Below are 15,415 nucleotides of genomic sequence, written 5' to 3'. Positions count from 1 at the left end.
CCATGAACGCGGACCAGCACACCCCCGTCGCGCTCTGCCGTACCTGCGGCGAGCCCGTCAACGAACGCGACCGCTTCTGCGAGGAGTGCGGACGCCCCGACCCCACCACGCCCAGGACCCCGCCGCTCGGCACCGCCCTTCCGCACGGCTCGCCGACCCCGGCGTCGCGCGAGGTCCCGTCCGGGTCCGCTCCCGTCCCCAGCCGGGCCCGCCCGCCGCAGCGGCGGTCCGCCCCCCGCACGCCCCCGGCCGATCCGGGCGGGGCCGTCGCGACCGGGGGCGCCTGCGTGGACTGCGGCAGCGGGGCCGTCGGGGCCGACGGGTACTGCGAGCAGTGCGGGCTGCGGCAGCCGAGCGGGCGGGAGCACGTCGAGGCCGAGGCCGGGCGGTTCGGGGCGGCGGTGAGCGACCTCGGGCTGCGGCGCAGCCGCAACGAGGACGCGTTCGCGCTGGCGGCGCTGCCCGCGGGCGTGTGCGCGGTGGTCTGCGACGGGGTCGCGACGGCGCCCGGGTCGGAGGAGGCGTCGCGGCTGGCCGCCGAGGCGGCGCTGGCCGTGCTGACGGACCGCGTCACGGCCGGCGCGGACCCGCGGGGCGCGATGCGCGACGCGGCGGCGCGGGCGGGCGGGGTCGTGGCGGGGCTGCCCGGCGATCCCGACTCCTCGCCCGCGTGCACGTTCGTGTCGGCCGTCGTGGACGCGGGCGGCATCACCGTCGGGTGGGTCGGCGACAGCCGCGCCTATTGGCTCTCGGCGGCGGGCTCGTGCCGGCTCACCACGGACGACTCGTGGGCCTCGTCCATGATCGAGCAGGGGGCGATGAGCGCCGAGGATGCGTGGGCCGACCGGCGGGCGCACGTGCTGACCGCCTGGCTGGGGGCGGACGCGGGTCCGCTCGACCCGCACGTGGCGGCGTTCCGGCCGACGGGCCCGGGGCTGGTGGTGCTGTGCAGCGACGGGCTGTGGAACGACCTGCCGGAGCCGTCCGACCTCGCGGCCGTGGCCCTCACCGGCCGGGACGGCCCGCTGGACGCGGCGCGGCGGCTGCTGCGGGCGGCGCTGGACGCGGGCGGGCACGACAACGTGACGGTGGCGGTCCTTCGCTACCCGCCGCCAGGACCGAGCAGGGAGCGGGGCAGATGAGCGATTTTCCGGAGTTCACCGTGCGGGTGGACCAGAACCCTTATCTCCCGGCCGGCGGACGGGAGATGCACGCGATCGTCTCGGTCGAGGCGCGCTCGTCCGGCGGGCCGGGCCCGGCGGCGGACGGCGGGGGCGCCCCCGCCGCGGAGATCATCATGATCGACACCTCCGGGTCGATGTCCTACCGGGGCAAGATGGCGGCGGCGAAGCGGGCGGCGCGGGCGGCGGTGAACGTGCTGCGCGACGGCGTGCACTTCGCGGTGGTCGCGGGCGCGAACCGGCCGCGGATGGTCTACCCGCAGGGGGAGCGGCTCGTCCGGGCGGACGCGGCGTCCCGGCGCGGCGCGGTGGACGCGGTGGGGCGGCTGGAGGCGGCCGGCGGGACGGCGATCGGGTCGTGGCTGCGGCTCGCCGACCGGCTGTTCACCGGGCACGACGCCGTCGCCGGAGGCGCCGTCAAGCACGCGATCCTGCTCACCGACGGCAAGAACCAGCACGAGTCCGACGAGGAGCTGGACGCGGCGCTGCGCCAGTGCGCCGGCCGCTTCCTGTGTGACGCGCGCGGGGTCGGCACCGACTGGGACGTCGCCGAGCTCCGCAGGATCACCTCGGTGCTGCTGGGCGGGTTCCTGGACGTCCCCGACCCGGCCGACCTGGAGGCCGACTTCCTGGCGATGACGCGGGCCGCGATGGGCAAGCAGGTCGCGGACGTGACGCTGCGCGTGTGGACGCCGCAGCAGGCGCGGCTGCGGTTCGTCAAGCAGATGGTCCCCGCCGTGGAGGACCTCACCGGCCGCCGGGACGAGTCGGGCGCGCAGACCGGCGACTACCCGCTCGGCGCGTGGGGCGACGAGAACCGCGAGTACCACCTGTGCGTGGAGGTGCAGCCCGGCGACGTGGGGCGGCAGATGCGGGCCGCGTGGGTGAAGCTCGTCGCGGGCGACCGGGTCCTCGCGTCCGGCAACGTCATCGCCGAGTGGACCGACGACGAGGCCAGGTCGACGCGGATCAACGGCCGTGTCGCGCACCACACCGGGCAGTCCGAGCTCGCCGAGGCGATCCAGCAGGGCCTGGAGGCGCGGCGGGAGGGCGACGAGGACACCGCGACCGCCCGGCTCGGGCGCGCCGTGGTGCTGGCGCGGGAGGTCGGCAACGAGCAGATCTCAGGTCTGCTCGACAAGGTCGTGGACGTGGTCGATCCGGCGCGCGGCACCGTGCGGCTGAAACGGGACGTGGCGAAGGCGGACGAGATGTCGCTCGACACCCGCTCCGTCCGGACCGTGCGGACCCGGCACGGCGACGAGGCAGGGGGCTGAGGCCCATGCCGGTCTGCCCGAGCGGGCACGCGTCGCGGTCCACCGACTACTGCGACGTGTGCGGCGACCTCATGGACGGCGCGCAGCGCGCCGAGTTCGCCGAGCCCGAGTCCGCGCCCGCCCCGGTGCCCGCCCCGGTGCCCGCCCCGGCCGCCGAGCCCGCGGCGGCGGAGGAGCCCGCCTGCCCGCACTGCGGGACGCCGCGCTCCGGCCGCTTCTGCGAGGAGGACGGGTACGACTTCGAGACCGGCACCGTCTACACCGTCGAGTTCACCCCGGCGGGAACCGCGCACGCGGTGCCGCTGGTGCCGCAGCAGCGGGACGGCGGCGTGCCCGTCGTCCCGCGGCCGGCACCGGTCCCGGCGACGGGCCCGCACGCGCTGGTCATGGCCGACCGGGCCTACTTCGACTCGGTGGTCGCGGAGATGGGATCGGACGGCGGCGGGCTCGCGTTCCCGCCGTACTGCCCGGAGCGCCGCGTCCCGCTGCTCGGCGGGCAGATCCGGATCGGACGGCGCAGCGCCTCCCGCGCGCTGCTGCCCGAGATCGACCTCAGCGCCCCGCCCGAGGACCCGGGCGTCTCGCACCTGCACGCCGTCCTGCTCGCACGGCCGGACGGCGCCTGGAACCTGATCGACCCCGGTTCGACCAACGGCACCACGGTGAACGGCGGAACGGAGCCGATCCCGGTGAACGTGCCCGTTCCGGTCGGTGACGGCGACCGCATCCATGTGGGCGCCTGGACGACCATCACGCTGTCCCTTCAGGAGGGCACGTCATGACGATGAGTCCCGCACCGCCGGCTCCCGCCCCGCGGCCGCCCGCGCCGCCCCCGGACAGGACGCCCGCCGGGACGCAGCGCGGCGGCCGCCTGAGGACGTTCGTGCGCGGACGGTGGCTCAAGACGATCCCGGGCCGCATCCGGGCGCACGTCGTGCTCTGCGTGGCCGCGCTCGTGGCGCTCCTGGCCGTCCTCACCGTGGCCATCGGCAACGCGCGCGACTCCGTCGAGACGATCGGGCACGACGCCGGCCCGCAGGTCGTCGCGACCGGCACCCTGTACTTCGCGCTCAGCGACATGGACGCGCAGGTCTCCAGCATCCTGCTGATCGGCCGCGAGCACGGCCTCGGCATCGGCTACGACGAGACCCTGCGGGTGTACGAGAAGCGCCGCGGGGAGGCCGACGCGGCGGCGGTGCAGGCCGCGCAGCTGGCCGGACGCGACCCGGCGCTGCGGCGGACGGTCCAGGAGGTGCTGGACGGCCTCGGCAGGTACGAGCGGCTCGTCGGCCAGGCCATGCAGCTCGACGCGCAGTCGAACCACGCGCCCGGCGAGACGCCGCCGCAGGTCCTGGACGCCTACCGGCAGGCCACCGACCTGATGAGGCTGCAACTGCTGCCGAAGGCGTACAACATCACGCTCGACACCGGCGCGAACGTCCGGCAGTCGTACGAGACGAAGCGGTCCGCGGTGCTGACCGGCCGCACCTGGGTCGCGCTGACCGGTCTGCTCGTCCTGCTGCTCCTGATCGCGACGCAGCTCTACCTGGTGCGGACGTTCCGGCGGGTGCTGAACCCGGCGCTGGTGCTGGCGACGCTCGCCGCAGTCGTCCTCACCGCGGTCGGGGCGGGCCTGCTCACCGCGCACGCGGGGCACATCAGGACCGCCAAGGAGGACGGCTTCGACTCGATCCTGCAGCTGTCGCGGGCCCGCGCGATCAGCCACAGCGCGTTCGGGGACGAGAGCCGCTACCTCCTCGATCCCGGCCGCGCCGACACCTACGAGCAGACCTACCTCGACAAGTCCCTGTCGGTGATCTACCCCGACCTCGGCGACAAGCCGGTGAACCTGGAGAACTACTACGCGGGCCTGGAGCAGAAGGCCGGCGCGTACCGGCCCGGCCAGACGTCGCCGTTCCTCGGCTTCTTCGGCGACGAGGCGCGGACGGTGGACAGGGGCCGCGAGGGCGACGCGCTGGCCAGGACGCTCACGGCCTACCGGACCGTCCAGCGCAACGACGCGCGGATGCGGCAGCTGGCGTCGGCGGGGAACCGGGCGGGCGCGGTCGACCTGCGGATGGGCCGCACGTCCAACGCGATCCGCGACTTCGACGCCTACGACGCGGCGCTGAGCTCGCTGACCGCCGTCCACCAGGACGCCTTCGACAAGGCGATCAGGGACGCCGACGGCGGGCTGCGCGGCTGGAACGCGGTGCCGCCGGCGGCCGCGGCCGTCATCGCCGCACTGATCATCGCGGGGGTCCGTCCCCGGCTGGCCGAGTTCCGCTGATCAAGGAGATCAAGCCATGCGCGCGACCCGTGCCATCGCCGCCCCGGGGGCCGTCCTCGCCGCGGCGGCGCTGCTGTCCGCCTGCGGCCTCGGGGCCGAGAAGGAGCAGTCCATCACCGACAAGCGCTCCCTCGTCGTCGGCGTGAAGGAGGACCAGCCGGCCCTCGGCGTCAAGCGCCCGGACGGGACCTACGAGGGCTTCGACGTCGACGTCGCGACGTACATCGCGGGCAGGCTGGGCGTCCCGAAGAGCCGCCTGACGTTCAGGACGACGAACTCCTCCGTCCGCGAGGACGCGCTCGCCAAGGGCGACGTCGACATGATCGTCGCGACGTACTCGATCACGGCGAAGCGGAAGTCGAAGGTCACCTTCGCCGGGCCGTACTACGTCGCCCACCAGGACACCTTCGTCCGCGCCGACGCCGCGGCGATCAAGGACGTGCGGGACCTCAAGGGCAAGCGGATCTGCGAGGTGAAGGGGTCCAACTCCTGGCGCCGCGTGATCGAGGAGCGCAAGGTGGCCGCGCAGCCGGTCACCGTGGACACCTACGGCGCCTGCATGGACGCGCTCGCCGGCGGCCGGCTCGACGCGGTGTCGACCGACGACCTGATCCTCGCCGGGTTCGCCACCGGCCGCCCCGGACGGATGATCAACGCGCCGTTCACCGACGAGAAGTACGGCGTCGGACTGAAGAAGGGGGACCTCAGGGGCTGCGAGGAGGTCAACCGGGCGATCACGGACATGTACCAGGACGGCACCGCCCAGCGGCTGCTGAACACGTGGTTCGGCAAGTCGGGGCTCAAGCTCACGACCAGCGTCCCCCAGTTCGAGGGCTGCACCTGACCCGGCCGGGGCCGGGCCCCGAGCCCTACGGGGTGGTGGACGGGAAGGCGAGGATGGCCTCCCGCAGCGTCTCGTGGATCGGGATGAACTTGTCGAGCCCGGTGATGCGGAAGACCCGCTGGACGCGTGGCGGCAGCGCCACCAGCGCGATGTGCGTGCCGTGCTCGCCGGCGCGGCGGTTGGCGGCGACGATCGCGTTCAGGCCGGTGGAGTCGCAGAACGTGACCTCGCGCATGTCGACCACCATCGGCTCGCCCGACTCGACGGCCTCGAAGAGCGCCTCCTCGAAGCGCGCGCGGGACACCACGTCGATGTCGCCCTTCACGCGGACGAGCGTGCAGCGATCGTCGCGCATCAGGCTGATGTCGAAGTCCATCGTCACCTCACGCCCCACTCCGGTGGTACCCGGCCATCTCAGGTGACTCCTCAGGATTGCGCACCCGTGCCCGCATTCCAAGGAGTTCCCGGGAAAAGGACCAGGTCGCCCGCCCGTGACCCGGACCGTAACGCCGGTCCGGACGCCCGTCTGATCCCCGGTCCCGACTGTACCTGACGATGCGCCCGGGGCATCCGGGTGCCTCCCGGGAGATCCGGTAAACGGGTAATAACTTACCGAAGAGAAACTTACTTGGCGGTAAGGAATGGCCGAGAATCCCGCCCACCCGGCCTTTGACCAGTCCTTGGACCATTCATGGCACTCTCTGGGGCGGGAAAGGAGGATGCTGACCGGGGCCCGGATCGGTGCAGACGTTACAGTGGCGGTGGCGAAATTCGGGAGGCTTGGTGTTCTACACGTTCATGACGCGCGTGGTGCGTCCGATCCTCTGGCTGCTTTTCCGTCCGCGGGTCGTGGGCGGCGAGAACGTGCCGAGCTACGGGCCGCTCATCGTGGCGAGCAACCACCTGTCCTTCATCGACAGCTTCATCATCCCCCTGGCGGTCCCGCGCCCGGTCACCTACATCGCCAAGGCGGCCTACTTCGAGGGCGGCGGGCTCAAGAACCGCTTCGTCCGCTGGTTCCTCACCAACCTCGGCCACGTCCCGGTGCGGCGCGGCGCCCGCCGGGCCGCCATGGGCGCCCTGGAGCAGGCCGCCGAGGTCCTCGACAACGCCGGCGCGTTCGCGATCTACCCCGAGGGCACCCGCTCCCCGGACGGCCGCCTCTACCGCGGCCGGACGGGCATCGGCTGGCTCGCCCTGGAGTCCGGCGCCCGCGTCCTGCCGGTCGCGCTGGAGGGCACCGAGAAGATCCAGCCGATCGGCGCGGCGCTCCCGCGCGTGTTCGGCCCGCGCCCCACCGTGCGGATCGGCCCGCCGATGGACTTCTCCCACTACCGGGACCTGCCGCCCGCCAAGGCCCGCCGCGCCATCACCGACGAGATCGTCGAGACGATCCAGAAGATGACCGGCCAGGAGTACGCCGCGGAGTACAACGAGCGGGCCGAAAAGGGCTGACCCGCGTGTCGTCCGGGGCGGTGCGCCCCTTTCGCGCCGTAGTGTCGCCGCCATGGCGCACAGGCTCCTCCCGGTCACGCTGCTGCTGACGACGGCCGTCGCGGCCACCGCGTGCGGCGGCGACGCCGAGCGCGCCCGCCCGGTGCGCGGCACCGCCCGCGCCGAGGTGGCGGGCATCGGCCACACCTCCGCCCAGCTCGCGCAGGCGCTGCTCCAGCAGCCGTCCGGCTACCGGCGCGCGGGTGAGCCCGACTGGGGCGAGTACGGCTCGCTGAAGGCCATCCAGAACGCCTCCAGGCTCCAGCGGGAGGCCGTCCTGGACAAGCCCTCCTGCGGGAAGGCCCGTCCGGGCGGCGACGTGGCCGGCGACGTGCCCGCCGCGCTCGTCTCGTTCACCGGCGGACGCGGCCTCACCGCGACCGAGACCCTCATGGGCATGTCCGCCGCGGACGCCGAGAAGCAGGTCAACGCCCGCGTCCCGCCCGGCTGCCTGAAGTTCCGCACCCGGGTGGGCTCCACCTGGGCCGCGCACAAGGTGGCCGAGGCGCCGAAGGGGGAGATCGGCGAGGGCTCGCGCACCGTCGGCGTCGCCACCGTCAGCGGCGGCGCCCGCACCCGGACGTGGTACGTCGTGTTCCGGGGCCGCCGCTACCTCGCCACGATCACGGTCTTCGGGCCCGGCGCCACCCGCGCCGACGCCGAGCGCCTGGCCGGCGAGGCGCTGGCCCAGGCCGGCCGCGTCCTGTCCTGAGCCCCGCGGCTCGCCGTCCCCGCCGCGCAGCGGATAGCGTTCGCCTTACGCGGCGCGGAGAGCGGCTCCGGGCGGACCGGGCCAGGGGGTGTCCTTGATCGGTAAGGAGGGCCGGGTGACCGGCCGGATCGGACCCGGGCTGGTCGGCGAGGTCATGATCGCGGTCCGCGGCGGGGCGGAGGCGTTCTACGCCCATCCCGTCGACCCGCGCGACGAGATCGGCGTCGGCTCGATCGTCGTCGTGGTCGAGTACCACCCGCCCCGGACGGTGTACGTGGCGGCCGCGCTGGCCGGCTGAGCCTGGCCTGATGCGGACGTGAACATCCGGTTCGGAGAACGAACCGAACACGCCTCTGTCGCGTCTGATGGGAAACGCGGACGGGCCTGACGTTTCGGGCCGGCCGCCCTACCCCCGGAGGAGGAGGCCCGTATGCCCGTGGTCGTCCTGGCGATCGGCGTCGTCGTCGCCGTCATCGTGCTGATCGTTCTGTTCAAGATGGTGTGGCGGGTCGCCGAGCCGAACGAGGCCCTGATCATCTCCGGGCTCGGCGCCAAGTCCAAGCCGATCGACGGGGTCGACAGCCTCGGGTTCAAGATCATCACCGGCAAGGGGACGTCCGTCCTGCCCGGCTTCCAGACCTCGCGCCGGCTGCGGCTCGACAGCCGCGCCGCGAACCTGGAGGTCCACTGCGTGACGCAGCAGGGCATCCCCGTCAAGGTCCGCGGGGTGGTCATCTACAAGGTCGGCGACGACTTCGTGTCGATCGCCAACGCGGCGCGCCGCTTCCTGGAGCAGCAGAACTCGATGGACGGCGCGATCCACGAGCTGTTCACCGGCCACCTGCGCTCCATCATCGGCAACCTCACCGTCGAGGACCTGATCCTCAACCGCGAGCGGCTCACCTCCGAGACCCGCGGCTCGGCCGCCGACGAGATGAGCAAGCTCGGCCTGGTCGTGGACTCCCTGCAGATCCAGGAGATCGACGACGAGACCGGCTACATCACCAACCTCGGCCGCCCGCACGCCGCCAGGGTCGCCTCCGCCGCCCGCATCGCCGAGGCCGAGCGCAACCAGGAGGCCACCGAGCGCGAGCAGGAGACCGAGCGGCAGAACGCGGCCGTCATCCGGGACACCGAGATGAAGAAGGCCGAGTACGAGGGCCAGGTGCAGCAGGCCGCGCAGCAGGCGCGCCAGGAGGTCATCCTCAAGGAGACCCGCAACGCCGAACTGGAGGCCGAGCGCACCGAGAAGCGGCTGGAGAGCGAGATCCGCAAGCCCGCCGACGCCCGCGCCTACGAGCAGGTCAAGCTGGCCGAGGCCGAGCGGGAGGAGCGCATCTCCTACGCCCAGGCCGCGGCGACCGAGGTCCAGCTCAAGGCGCAGCGCGAGTCCGAGGCCATCCGCCTGATCGGTGAGGCCGAGGCGGACGCGACCCGGCGCCGGGGCCTGGCCGAGGCCGAGGCGATCAAGGCCCGCGCGGAGGCGCTGGCGGAGAACACCGACGCCGTCATCGCCCAGCAGCTCGCCGAGAAGTGGCCGCAGATCGTCGAGGCGGGCGCGGGCGTGTTCGGCAACGTCGACAACATGGTCGTGCTGAACGGCGCCCAGGGCGTCGAGGACATGCTCGCCAAGGCCCTCACGCTCGGCGGCACCGGCCTCGGCGTCGCGCGCCAGCTGCTCGCCGGGATGAACGCCCAGAGCGCCCCCGGGGGAACCAACGGCCACAACGGCGTCCCGGCCGCGACCGTCCCCGTCGAGGTCCCGAAGGAAGACTAGGCGCCGATGCGCGGAAGGCCCGGCCCCGCCGGGCCTTCCTGGCTTCGGCGGAGGGCCGGTCCCGCTAAGTTCGTTGCATGCCCGTGCCCCGGCTTGCCGTCTCCGTCGACCTCGTGGTGCTCACCGTCCGGGAGCAGCGCCTGTGCGCTCTGCGGTGGCGGCGCGACCGGCCGCCGTACGAGGGGGCGTGGTCGCTGCCGGGCGGGTTCATCCAGCTCGACGAGGACCTGCCGGTGGCCGCGGCCCGGCTGATGGCCGAGCGGGCGGGCCTCGCGGACGTGCGGATCCACCTGGAGCAGCTCGCCACCTTCGGGTACCCGGACCGCGACCCCCGGCAGCGGGTGGTGAGCGTCGCGTACCTGGGGCTGGCGCCGGACCTGCCCGCCTCCAGCCGCGCCCAGGTTCTGTGGACGGCCGTGGACGACCTCCTCCACCACGACCGGGCCGCGTTCGACCACCGGCGGATCCTGGGCGACGGGATGGAGCGGGCGCGGGCGAAGCTGGAGTACACCTCCCTGGCGGCGGCGTTCTGCCCGCCCGAGTTCACGGTCGCGGAGCTGCGGCGCGTCTACGAGATCGTGTGGGGCACCACCCTGGACCCGCGGAACTTCCACCGGAAGGTGACCGGCGCCGACCGGTTCCTCATCCCCACCGACCGGACGACGACCCGCGACGGCGGACGCCCCGCGCGCCTCTACCGCAGGGGCGACGCCGAGCAGCTGAGGCCGCCCATGCTGCGGCCCCGCGGATGAGCCTTTACCTGGGGCGATGTTCCGAGCAGCGCCGGACCGTTGCTAGTTTCACCCCCTATGAACGGTGACTCGCCCGACGTGCTCGGCCTGCTCGTCCGGGACATCGGAGAGGCGGGCGTCGCGGAGATGTCCGGTTCCCCGGGCCTCGCGGCGGCCGTCGACCAGCACGTGGCCAGTGTCCGCGACGAGCTCGGCGCGCCCGGCGAACCGCCCGGCGCGGACGAGCTGATGGGGTACCTGCACGGTTTCGCGGAGGACGCGTTCAACCGGGGATGGTGGCCGCAGGACACCCAGGACTGGGAGTTCGTCCGCATCGTGGCTGTTTGTTGGATGATGAGGAACGCTGCGTAGGCTGGGGATCACCACCCCTGTGCAATCTGGAGGACAACGGTGTCCGAGGCAACCACACCCCGCTTCCGCTCCGTCCTCGACCGTTTCGTGGCCTACAGGCCCGGCAAGGTCGTGGTGTCGCCCGACGGCCGCTCGTTCAAGCTGTCGTCCAACGAGTCGCCGCACGGGCCGCTGCCCTCGGTCGTCGAGGCGATCGGCGAGGCGGCGCGCAACGTCAACCGCTACCCCGACAACAACGCGACCTCGCTGACCGAGGCGATCGCGTCGTTCTGCGGCGTCCCCGCCGACCACGTCGCGGTGGGCTGCGGTTCCGTCGGGATGACCCAGATGCTGCTGGAGGCGGTCGCCGAGCCGGGCGCCGAGGTCGTGTACGCGTGGCGGTCGTTCGAGGCGTACCCGCTGCTGGTGTCGCTGTCGGGCGCGACGAGCGTCCAGGTGCCCGTGCGGGACGAGACCCATGACCTGCGCGCGATGGCGGACGCCATCACCGAGAACACGCGTGTGGTCTTCGTCTGCAACCCGAACAACCCCACCGGCACCGCCGTCGGCCGCGCGGAGATCGAGGCGTTCCTGGACCGCGTCCCCGCCGATTGCATGGTCGTCCTGGACGAGGCGTACCGCGAGTACGTCCGCGACGACGAGGTGCCCGACGGCCTCACCCTCTACGGCGACCGCCCGAACCTGGCGATCCTGCGCACGTTCTCCAAGGCCTACGGTCTCGCGGGCCTGCGCATCGGCTACCTCGTGGCGCATCCGCTCGTCGCCGGATCCATCCGCAAGACGTTCCTGCCGTTCAGCGTGAACTCCGTGGCGCAGGCCGCCGGCATCGCGTCCCTGGACGCCACCGACGAGCTGATGGAACGCGTCGAGGGCACCGTGAAGGAGCGCGACCGCGTCCGCGCCGCCCTCCTCGCCGACGGCTGGACGGTCCCGCCCACCGAGGCCAACTTCGTGTGGCTGCGCCTCGGCGACCGCACGATGGAGTTCTCCGCCGCCTGCGACGCCCAGGGCGTGAGCGTCCGCCCCTTCGACGGCGAGGGCGCCCGCGTCTCCATAGGCTCCCCCGAGGAGAACGACGCCTTCCTGGCCGTCACCAGGACCTTCGAGCGCTGACCCGCCGCCCGCCCCCTCAGCTCGTCTTCGCCGGGCCCAGCTTTTCGACGATCAGGCGGTAGAGCTGGCGGGGGCGGCCGGGCTGGGGGGTGCGGTTCGGGGGCAGCGGCCAGGCGAGGCCCTCCTCGACCAGCGTGCGCAGGAGGCGGCGGGCCGTGCGGGGCGTGACGCCGAGCATCTTGCCGGCGTTCTCCGCGTCCACGATGAGGGGTTGCTCGTGGTCGCCGAGCTTGTCGGCGAGCCGGGCCAGGATCTCCAGGCCCTTCGGCTTGACCTGCGGCTGGGTGCGCGGCGGCGTGCGGGGCGCGGGGACGAGCGCGCGGCCGTCGCGGTCCAGCGCGAAGCCCTGCGCCCGCTGGGAGCTCTGGGAGCGTGCCAGGGCGGCGCGGGCGTGGTTCTCCGCCTCGTGGGCCGTGCGGCCCATGCCGATGCCGACCTCGATGGCCAGGCCGAGCTCCTCGCGGACGCGCTCGACGAACGGCGGCGTCCGGAAGCCCTCGGTGGACGCCGTGACCGAGCCGCGCGTGGCGATGACGAGGTAGCTGTGGTCGTCGACGGGCCACACCGAGGCGTTCATCCGGTGCGCCTCCTGGAGGAGCACCCGGTGCAGGGCCAGCTTCAGCTCGTCGCGCCAGTAGCGCGGGGTGACGCGGCGCGGGGTCTCGCGGAGGGTCGGGACGTCCACCAGCACGACGACGAGCTGCGACTCCTCCAGGCGGTGGTGGGCGCCGAGGAGCGCGGCGGTCTGCAGGGAGCTGCGGATCGCGGCGCCGGTCGGCCGGACCCGGATGGTCGGGACGCCCGCCATCTCCATGCGCTCGGCGGTGGCGTGCACGCAGGTCATCGCGACGGTGGTCGCGCCGCGCCGCCAGAGCCGCTCGTGGAACGCGGCGAGCGTGCCGGGACCGGCGGCCTCCTCGCGCAGGTGCACCTGCTCGGTGCCGAGGCTGATCTCGGAGTAGGCCTCCTCGACCTCGGCGCGGCCGAGCACGTCGATGCTGACCCGGGACGGGTCGAAGCGCTCGTCGAGGGACGCCCGCAGCAGCGCGCCCTGGAGGGCGGCGCCGTTCAGCGGCACGTAGGTGGCGGGCATCGTCAGGACGCCGGCCTTGCGCGCGAAGTCGTACGGGACCGGGCTGGCGAACAGGCACACGTCCACGCCCGAGCCGAGGCGCACGACCTTGTCGGCAGCCTCCTGCTCGTCGCGGTACGCGGCGGCCACCAGCCTGCTCGGTACGGGTGTGGGGCCGTGGCCCATGAGCATGACCCGTTCGACCAGGTCATGGGGGCCGACGACCCCGATCGTGAGGTCGGGGGTGACGGACCCCGCTCGCGCAGCCGTCATCGAAGATCGCTCGCTTCCCATCCGGCCTCTCGGCGGGGGCGCCGCCCCGGCCATCTGATCGCGCACGTTCCGCCCAACGGTTGACTCATGGCTTGACGCCCCTGCCTTCTGACCCAGCACCCGCAGATCCCGTGCGATTCGACTTCCCGCGAACCCGCCTCCGGAAAGTGGAGGAGGGCCGTCCGTCCCGAGCTCCCGCCCGCCTCGGTGAAGCGGAGGAGATCTCCTTCTAGCTGGCAGATCGGGTCAGGGCGACGCGATGTGACACCCAGACGCGAAATCGAATCAAGAGTGCGGCGAAAAAGTAACCTACGCGACCCCCTGGTCAGTAATTTGTCACCAATCGGCCAGCCTTGATCCTGCATCTTCGGATGTCCGAAGTTGAAAAACAAGACCCGAAATCACGGCGGGGGCCCCTTCCTGACGCTCCTACGTACTGGAGGGACCCCTGCGGCGTCCGTTTGGTTTACGCGAGGGCCGAAATCCGGCGACCCGATCTCGACCGCTCCGGAAAGACGAGTGATCCGTCCAGACCGCGTGGTCGGGGGCGGCCGGTGATTTTTTACCGCGTTACGGTCCGGTCGATTCGGACCGTTCCACGCATGACATCGCAGGTCAGAGAGTCGGTGTTCGGGTGGTAAGGAAGCTCCGTCCGAGCCGTGCGTAACCGGGCGGTAACGCACGGCTCAACGGATTTGTCGCGAACCGTTACACGGCTCGTCAGGGATCAACCAGGAGTTGGTCAGGCCCGAGGCCACATTCGGCCGATCGGTGCGCGTGATCCCGTTCGCCGCGCGGCGCTAGCCGGCTTCTCGGACGATCTCGGCACCGAGCTGGGAGAGCCGCTCGGCCGTGTGCGCGTGCCCGCGGTCGAGGTAGTAGGCGGAGGTGATGGTCGTCTCGCCCTCGGCGGCGAGGCCGGCCAGCACCAGGGCGCTGCCGCAGCGCAGGTCGTGCGCCTCGACCTCGGCGCCGCGCAGCCCGCGCGGGCCGTTGACCTTCGCGCGGTTGCCGTCCATCTCGATGTCGGCGCCCATCTTCGCCAGCTCGCCGGCCAGCTTGAACCGGCCGTCGAAGATCCGCTCGTAGATGTAGGACGGGCCCTCGGCCAGGCAGGACACCGCCATGATCGGCGACTGCAGGTCGGTGGCGAAGCCCGGGTACTCGTCGGTGATGACGTTGATCGGGCGGAGCGTCCGGTCGCGGCGCACCTGCAGGACGGCGCCCTGCTGGTGGAACTCCACGCCCATCTGCTCCAGCTTGTCGGCGGCGACGCCGAGGTGCTCCAGCGAGGCGCCGACGAGGCTGAGGTCGCCGCCGGTGATCGCGGCGGCCATCACGAACACGCCGGCGTCGATCCGGTCGGGCATCACGGTGTGCTCGACGGCGGTCAGCTCGTCCACGCCCTCGACCGTGATGAAGCCGGTGCCGCCGCCGCTGATCCGGGCGCCCATCGCCTGGAGGATGGCGATGTTGTCCAGCACCTCCGGCTCCAGCGCCGCGTTCTTGATCAGCGTGGTGCCGTGCGCCAGCGCCGCGGCCATGATCAGGTTCTCGGTGCCGGTGTGCGAGGGGGTGTCGCAGTAGAGCGTGCCGCCGCGCAGGTCGCCGGCCTTGATGTGGATGATGCCGTCGCCGTTGTCGGCCACGTGCTCGGTGACCGTGGCGCCCATCCGCTTGAAGCCGTTGTAGTGGAAGTCCAGGTTGCGGCTGCCGAGGTTGCAGCCGCCGACGCCCTCGATGACCGCCTCGCCGAGGCGGTGCAGCAGCGCCGGGACGAACAGGAACGAGCCGCGGAACCGGGACGCGATCTCGGCGGGCAGCACGGGGCTGCTCAGCGTCGAGGCGTCGATCACCAGCGTGCGCTCGGTCTCGTGCAGCTCGGCCTTGGCCCCGATGGCCCGCGCCAGCTCCACCGCCCGCCGCACGTCCTCGATGATCGGGACGTTGCGCAGCACGGTGCGTCCCCGGGAGGCCATCAGCGAGGCGCCGATCATCGGCAGGACGGCGTTCTTCGCCCCCTGAATGAAGACCGTGCCGTGCAGCTGCCGGCCGCCGCGCATGCGGTAGCGAACCTCGTGGCCCATGCTCATGCCGCCTAACTTCCTCTCGGGTGCGCTTGCGTGTGCGATCCAGTTGGGAGCACGAGGGCCGAGCGTGCCTGACGGTGTCCCCCCGCTGCCGACGCGACCCCAGTAAACCATCGGGCCGGAGGTGTGGCGTCCGGCCCGGCCCCGCGGGCGTCAGTCTGCTCGTTGAGACCTCCGGAACACGCCAAA

15 protein-coding genes are annotated in these 15,415 nt (G+C 72.7%); 12 read left to right on the top strand and 3 right to left on the bottom strand.

All coding sequences use genetic code 11. The features are described from left to right. Positions 1 to 2: 2 nt before the first annotated feature. The 5 genes from CHC11_RS36755 to CHC11_RS36735 are packed head-to-tail and all read left to right on the top strand — an operon-like array spanning position 3 to position 5,592. A complete protein-coding gene (locus CHC11_RS36755) occupies positions 3 to 1,142 on the top strand; it encodes a PP2C family protein-serine/threonine phosphatase (protein WP_089316506.1) in 1,140 nt (379 codons plus the stop codon). Further along, entirely contained in the window at positions 1,139 to 2,458 is a 1,320-nt protein-coding gene (locus CHC11_RS36750; protein ID WP_089316505.1) for a VWA domain-containing protein, read from the top strand. Before CHC11_RS36755 ends, CHC11_RS36750 begins: the two co-directional genes overlap by 4 nt. A gap of 5 nt (positions 2,459 to 2,463) precedes the next feature. Next, a complete protein-coding gene (locus CHC11_RS36745) occupies positions 2,464 to 3,240 on the top strand; it encodes an FHA domain-containing protein (RefSeq protein ID WP_089316504.1) in 777 nt (258 codons plus the stop codon). After that, positions 3,237 to 4,748, top strand: coding sequence for a hypothetical protein (locus tag CHC11_RS36740; RefSeq protein WP_245920236.1), 1,512 nt, complete (start codon positions 3,237 to 3,239; stop codon positions 4,746 to 4,748). The genes CHC11_RS36745 and CHC11_RS36740 overlap by 4 nt, the downstream gene beginning before the upstream one ends. A 16-nt stretch (positions 4,749 to 4,764) precedes the next feature. Beyond that, the gene (locus CHC11_RS36735) at positions 4,765 to 5,592 is read left to right on the top strand and encodes a glutamate ABC transporter substrate-binding protein (RefSeq protein ID WP_089316503.1); all 828 of its coding nucleotides are present in this window, start codon (positions 4,765 to 4,767) and stop codon (positions 5,590 to 5,592) included. A 25-nt stretch (positions 5,593 to 5,617) separates the two neighbouring features. Here CHC11_RS36735 and CHC11_RS36730 read toward each other — a convergent pair whose 3' ends face one another. Further along, a complete protein-coding gene (locus CHC11_RS36730; RefSeq protein WP_089316502.1) occupies positions 5,618 to 5,968 on the bottom strand; it encodes an STAS domain-containing protein in 351 nt (116 codons plus the stop codon). A 407-nt stretch (positions 5,969 to 6,375) separates the two neighbouring features. On the opposite strand from CHC11_RS36730, the gene CHC11_RS36725 reads away from it, so the two are divergent. From CHC11_RS36725 to hisC, 7 genes are all read left to right on the top strand, one after another. Next, a complete protein-coding gene (locus CHC11_RS36725) occupies positions 6,376 to 7,047 on the top strand; it encodes a lysophospholipid acyltransferase family protein (protein WP_179279188.1) in 672 nt (223 codons plus the stop codon). A 52-nt stretch (positions 7,048 to 7,099) separates the two neighbouring features. Beyond that, positions 7,100 to 7,798, top strand: coding sequence for a hypothetical protein (locus CHC11_RS36720; protein WP_089316501.1), 699 nt, complete (start codon positions 7,100 to 7,102; stop codon positions 7,796 to 7,798). Positions 7,799 to 7,913: 115 nt separating this feature from the next. After that, positions 7,914 to 8,096, top strand: coding sequence for a hypothetical protein (locus tag CHC11_RS36715; RefSeq protein WP_089316500.1), 183 nt, complete (start codon positions 7,914 to 7,916; stop codon positions 8,094 to 8,096). 132 nt (positions 8,097 to 8,228) lie between these two features. Then, positions 8,229 to 9,575, top strand: a complete 1,347-nt coding sequence (locus CHC11_RS36710) for a flotillin family protein (RefSeq protein WP_089316499.1) — start codon at positions 8,229 to 8,231, stop codon at positions 9,573 to 9,575. 77 nt (positions 9,576 to 9,652) lie between these two features. Then, positions 9,653 to 10,327 (top strand): NUDIX hydrolase, encoded by a 675-nt coding sequence (locus CHC11_RS36705; RefSeq protein WP_089316498.1) that lies wholly within the window; start codon positions 9,653 to 9,655, stop codon positions 10,325 to 10,327. Between the two features lie 57 nt (positions 10,328 to 10,384). Then, positions 10,385 to 10,678, top strand: coding sequence for a DUF6401 family natural product biosynthesis protein (locus CHC11_RS36700; RefSeq protein WP_089316497.1), 294 nt, complete (start codon positions 10,385 to 10,387; stop codon positions 10,676 to 10,678). Between the two features lie 39 nt (positions 10,679 to 10,717). Continuing rightward, positions 10,718 to 11,791, top strand: a complete 1,074-nt coding sequence (gene hisC / locus CHC11_RS36695) for a histidinol-phosphate transaminase (RefSeq protein ID WP_089316496.1) — start codon at positions 10,718 to 10,720, stop codon at positions 11,789 to 11,791. Between the two features lie 16 nt (positions 11,792 to 11,807). On the opposite strand, the gene CHC11_RS36690 is transcribed toward hisC, so the two are convergent. Together CHC11_RS36690 and murA are read right to left on the bottom strand one after the other, a co-directional pair. Continuing rightward, on the bottom strand, positions 11,808 to 13,136 hold the full coding sequence (locus CHC11_RS36690; protein ID WP_089316495.1) for a transcriptional regulator: 1,329 nt from the start codon (positions 13,134 to 13,136) through the stop codon (positions 11,808 to 11,810). Between the two features lie 800 nt (positions 13,137 to 13,936). Beyond that, complete coding sequence (gene murA, locus CHC11_RS36685) at positions 13,937 to 15,223, bottom strand: UDP-N-acetylglucosamine 1-carboxyvinyltransferase (RefSeq protein ID WP_089316538.1); 1,287 nt, start codon at positions 15,221 to 15,223, stop codon at positions 13,937 to 13,939. Positions 15,224 to 15,415 lie beyond the last annotated feature (192 nt).

It is taken from the genome of Actinomadura mexicana, from assembly GCF_900188105.1.
In the GTDB taxonomy this organism is placed as follows: Bacteria; Actinomycetota; Actinomycetes; order Streptosporangiales; family Streptosporangiaceae; genus Spirillospora; species Spirillospora mexicana.
This window is presented reverse-complemented; position numbering and strand designations above follow the sequence as displayed.

Excerpts from the sequence above, each read along its gene's own strand:
- CHC11_RS36755 (WP_089316506.1), top strand. The coding sequence starts at position 3 with ATGAACGCGGACCAGCACACCCCCGTCGCGCTCTGCCGTACCTGCGGC.
- CHC11_RS36750 (WP_089316505.1), top strand. The coding sequence starts at position 1,139 with ATGAGCGATTTTCCGGAGTTCACCGTGCGGGTGGACCAGAACCCTTAT.
- CHC11_RS36745 (WP_089316504.1), top strand. The coding sequence starts at position 2,464 with ATGCCGGTCTGCCCGAGCGGGCACGCGTCGCGGTCCACCGACTACTGC.
- CHC11_RS36740 (WP_245920236.1), top strand. The coding sequence starts at position 3,237 with ATGACGATGAGTCCCGCACCGCCGGCTCCCGCCCCGCGGCCGCCCGCG.
- CHC11_RS36735 (WP_089316503.1), top strand. The coding sequence starts at position 4,765 with ATGCGCGCGACCCGTGCCATCGCCGCCCCGGGGGCCGTCCTCGCCGCG.
- CHC11_RS36730 (WP_089316502.1), bottom strand. The coding sequence starts at position 5,968 with ATGGACTTCGACATCAGCCTGATGCGCGACGATCGCTGCACGCTCGTC.
- CHC11_RS36720 (WP_089316501.1), top strand. The coding sequence starts at position 7,100 with ATGGCGCACAGGCTCCTCCCGGTCACGCTGCTGCTGACGACGGCCGTC.
- CHC11_RS36710 (WP_089316499.1), top strand. The coding sequence starts at position 8,229 with ATGCCCGTGGTCGTCCTGGCGATCGGCGTCGTCGTCGCCGTCATCGTG.
- CHC11_RS36705 (WP_089316498.1), top strand. The coding sequence starts at position 9,653 with ATGCCCGTGCCCCGGCTTGCCGTCTCCGTCGACCTCGTGGTGCTCACC.
- CHC11_RS36700 (WP_089316497.1), top strand. The coding sequence starts at position 10,385 with ATGAACGGTGACTCGCCCGACGTGCTCGGCCTGCTCGTCCGGGACATC.
- CHC11_RS36690 (WP_089316495.1), bottom strand. The coding sequence starts at position 13,136 with ATGACGGCTGCGCGAGCGGGGTCCGTCACCCCCGACCTCACGATCGGG.
- murA (WP_089316538.1), bottom strand. The coding sequence starts at position 15,223 with ATGGGCCACGAGGTTCGCTACCGCATGCGCGGCGGCCGGCAGCTGCAC.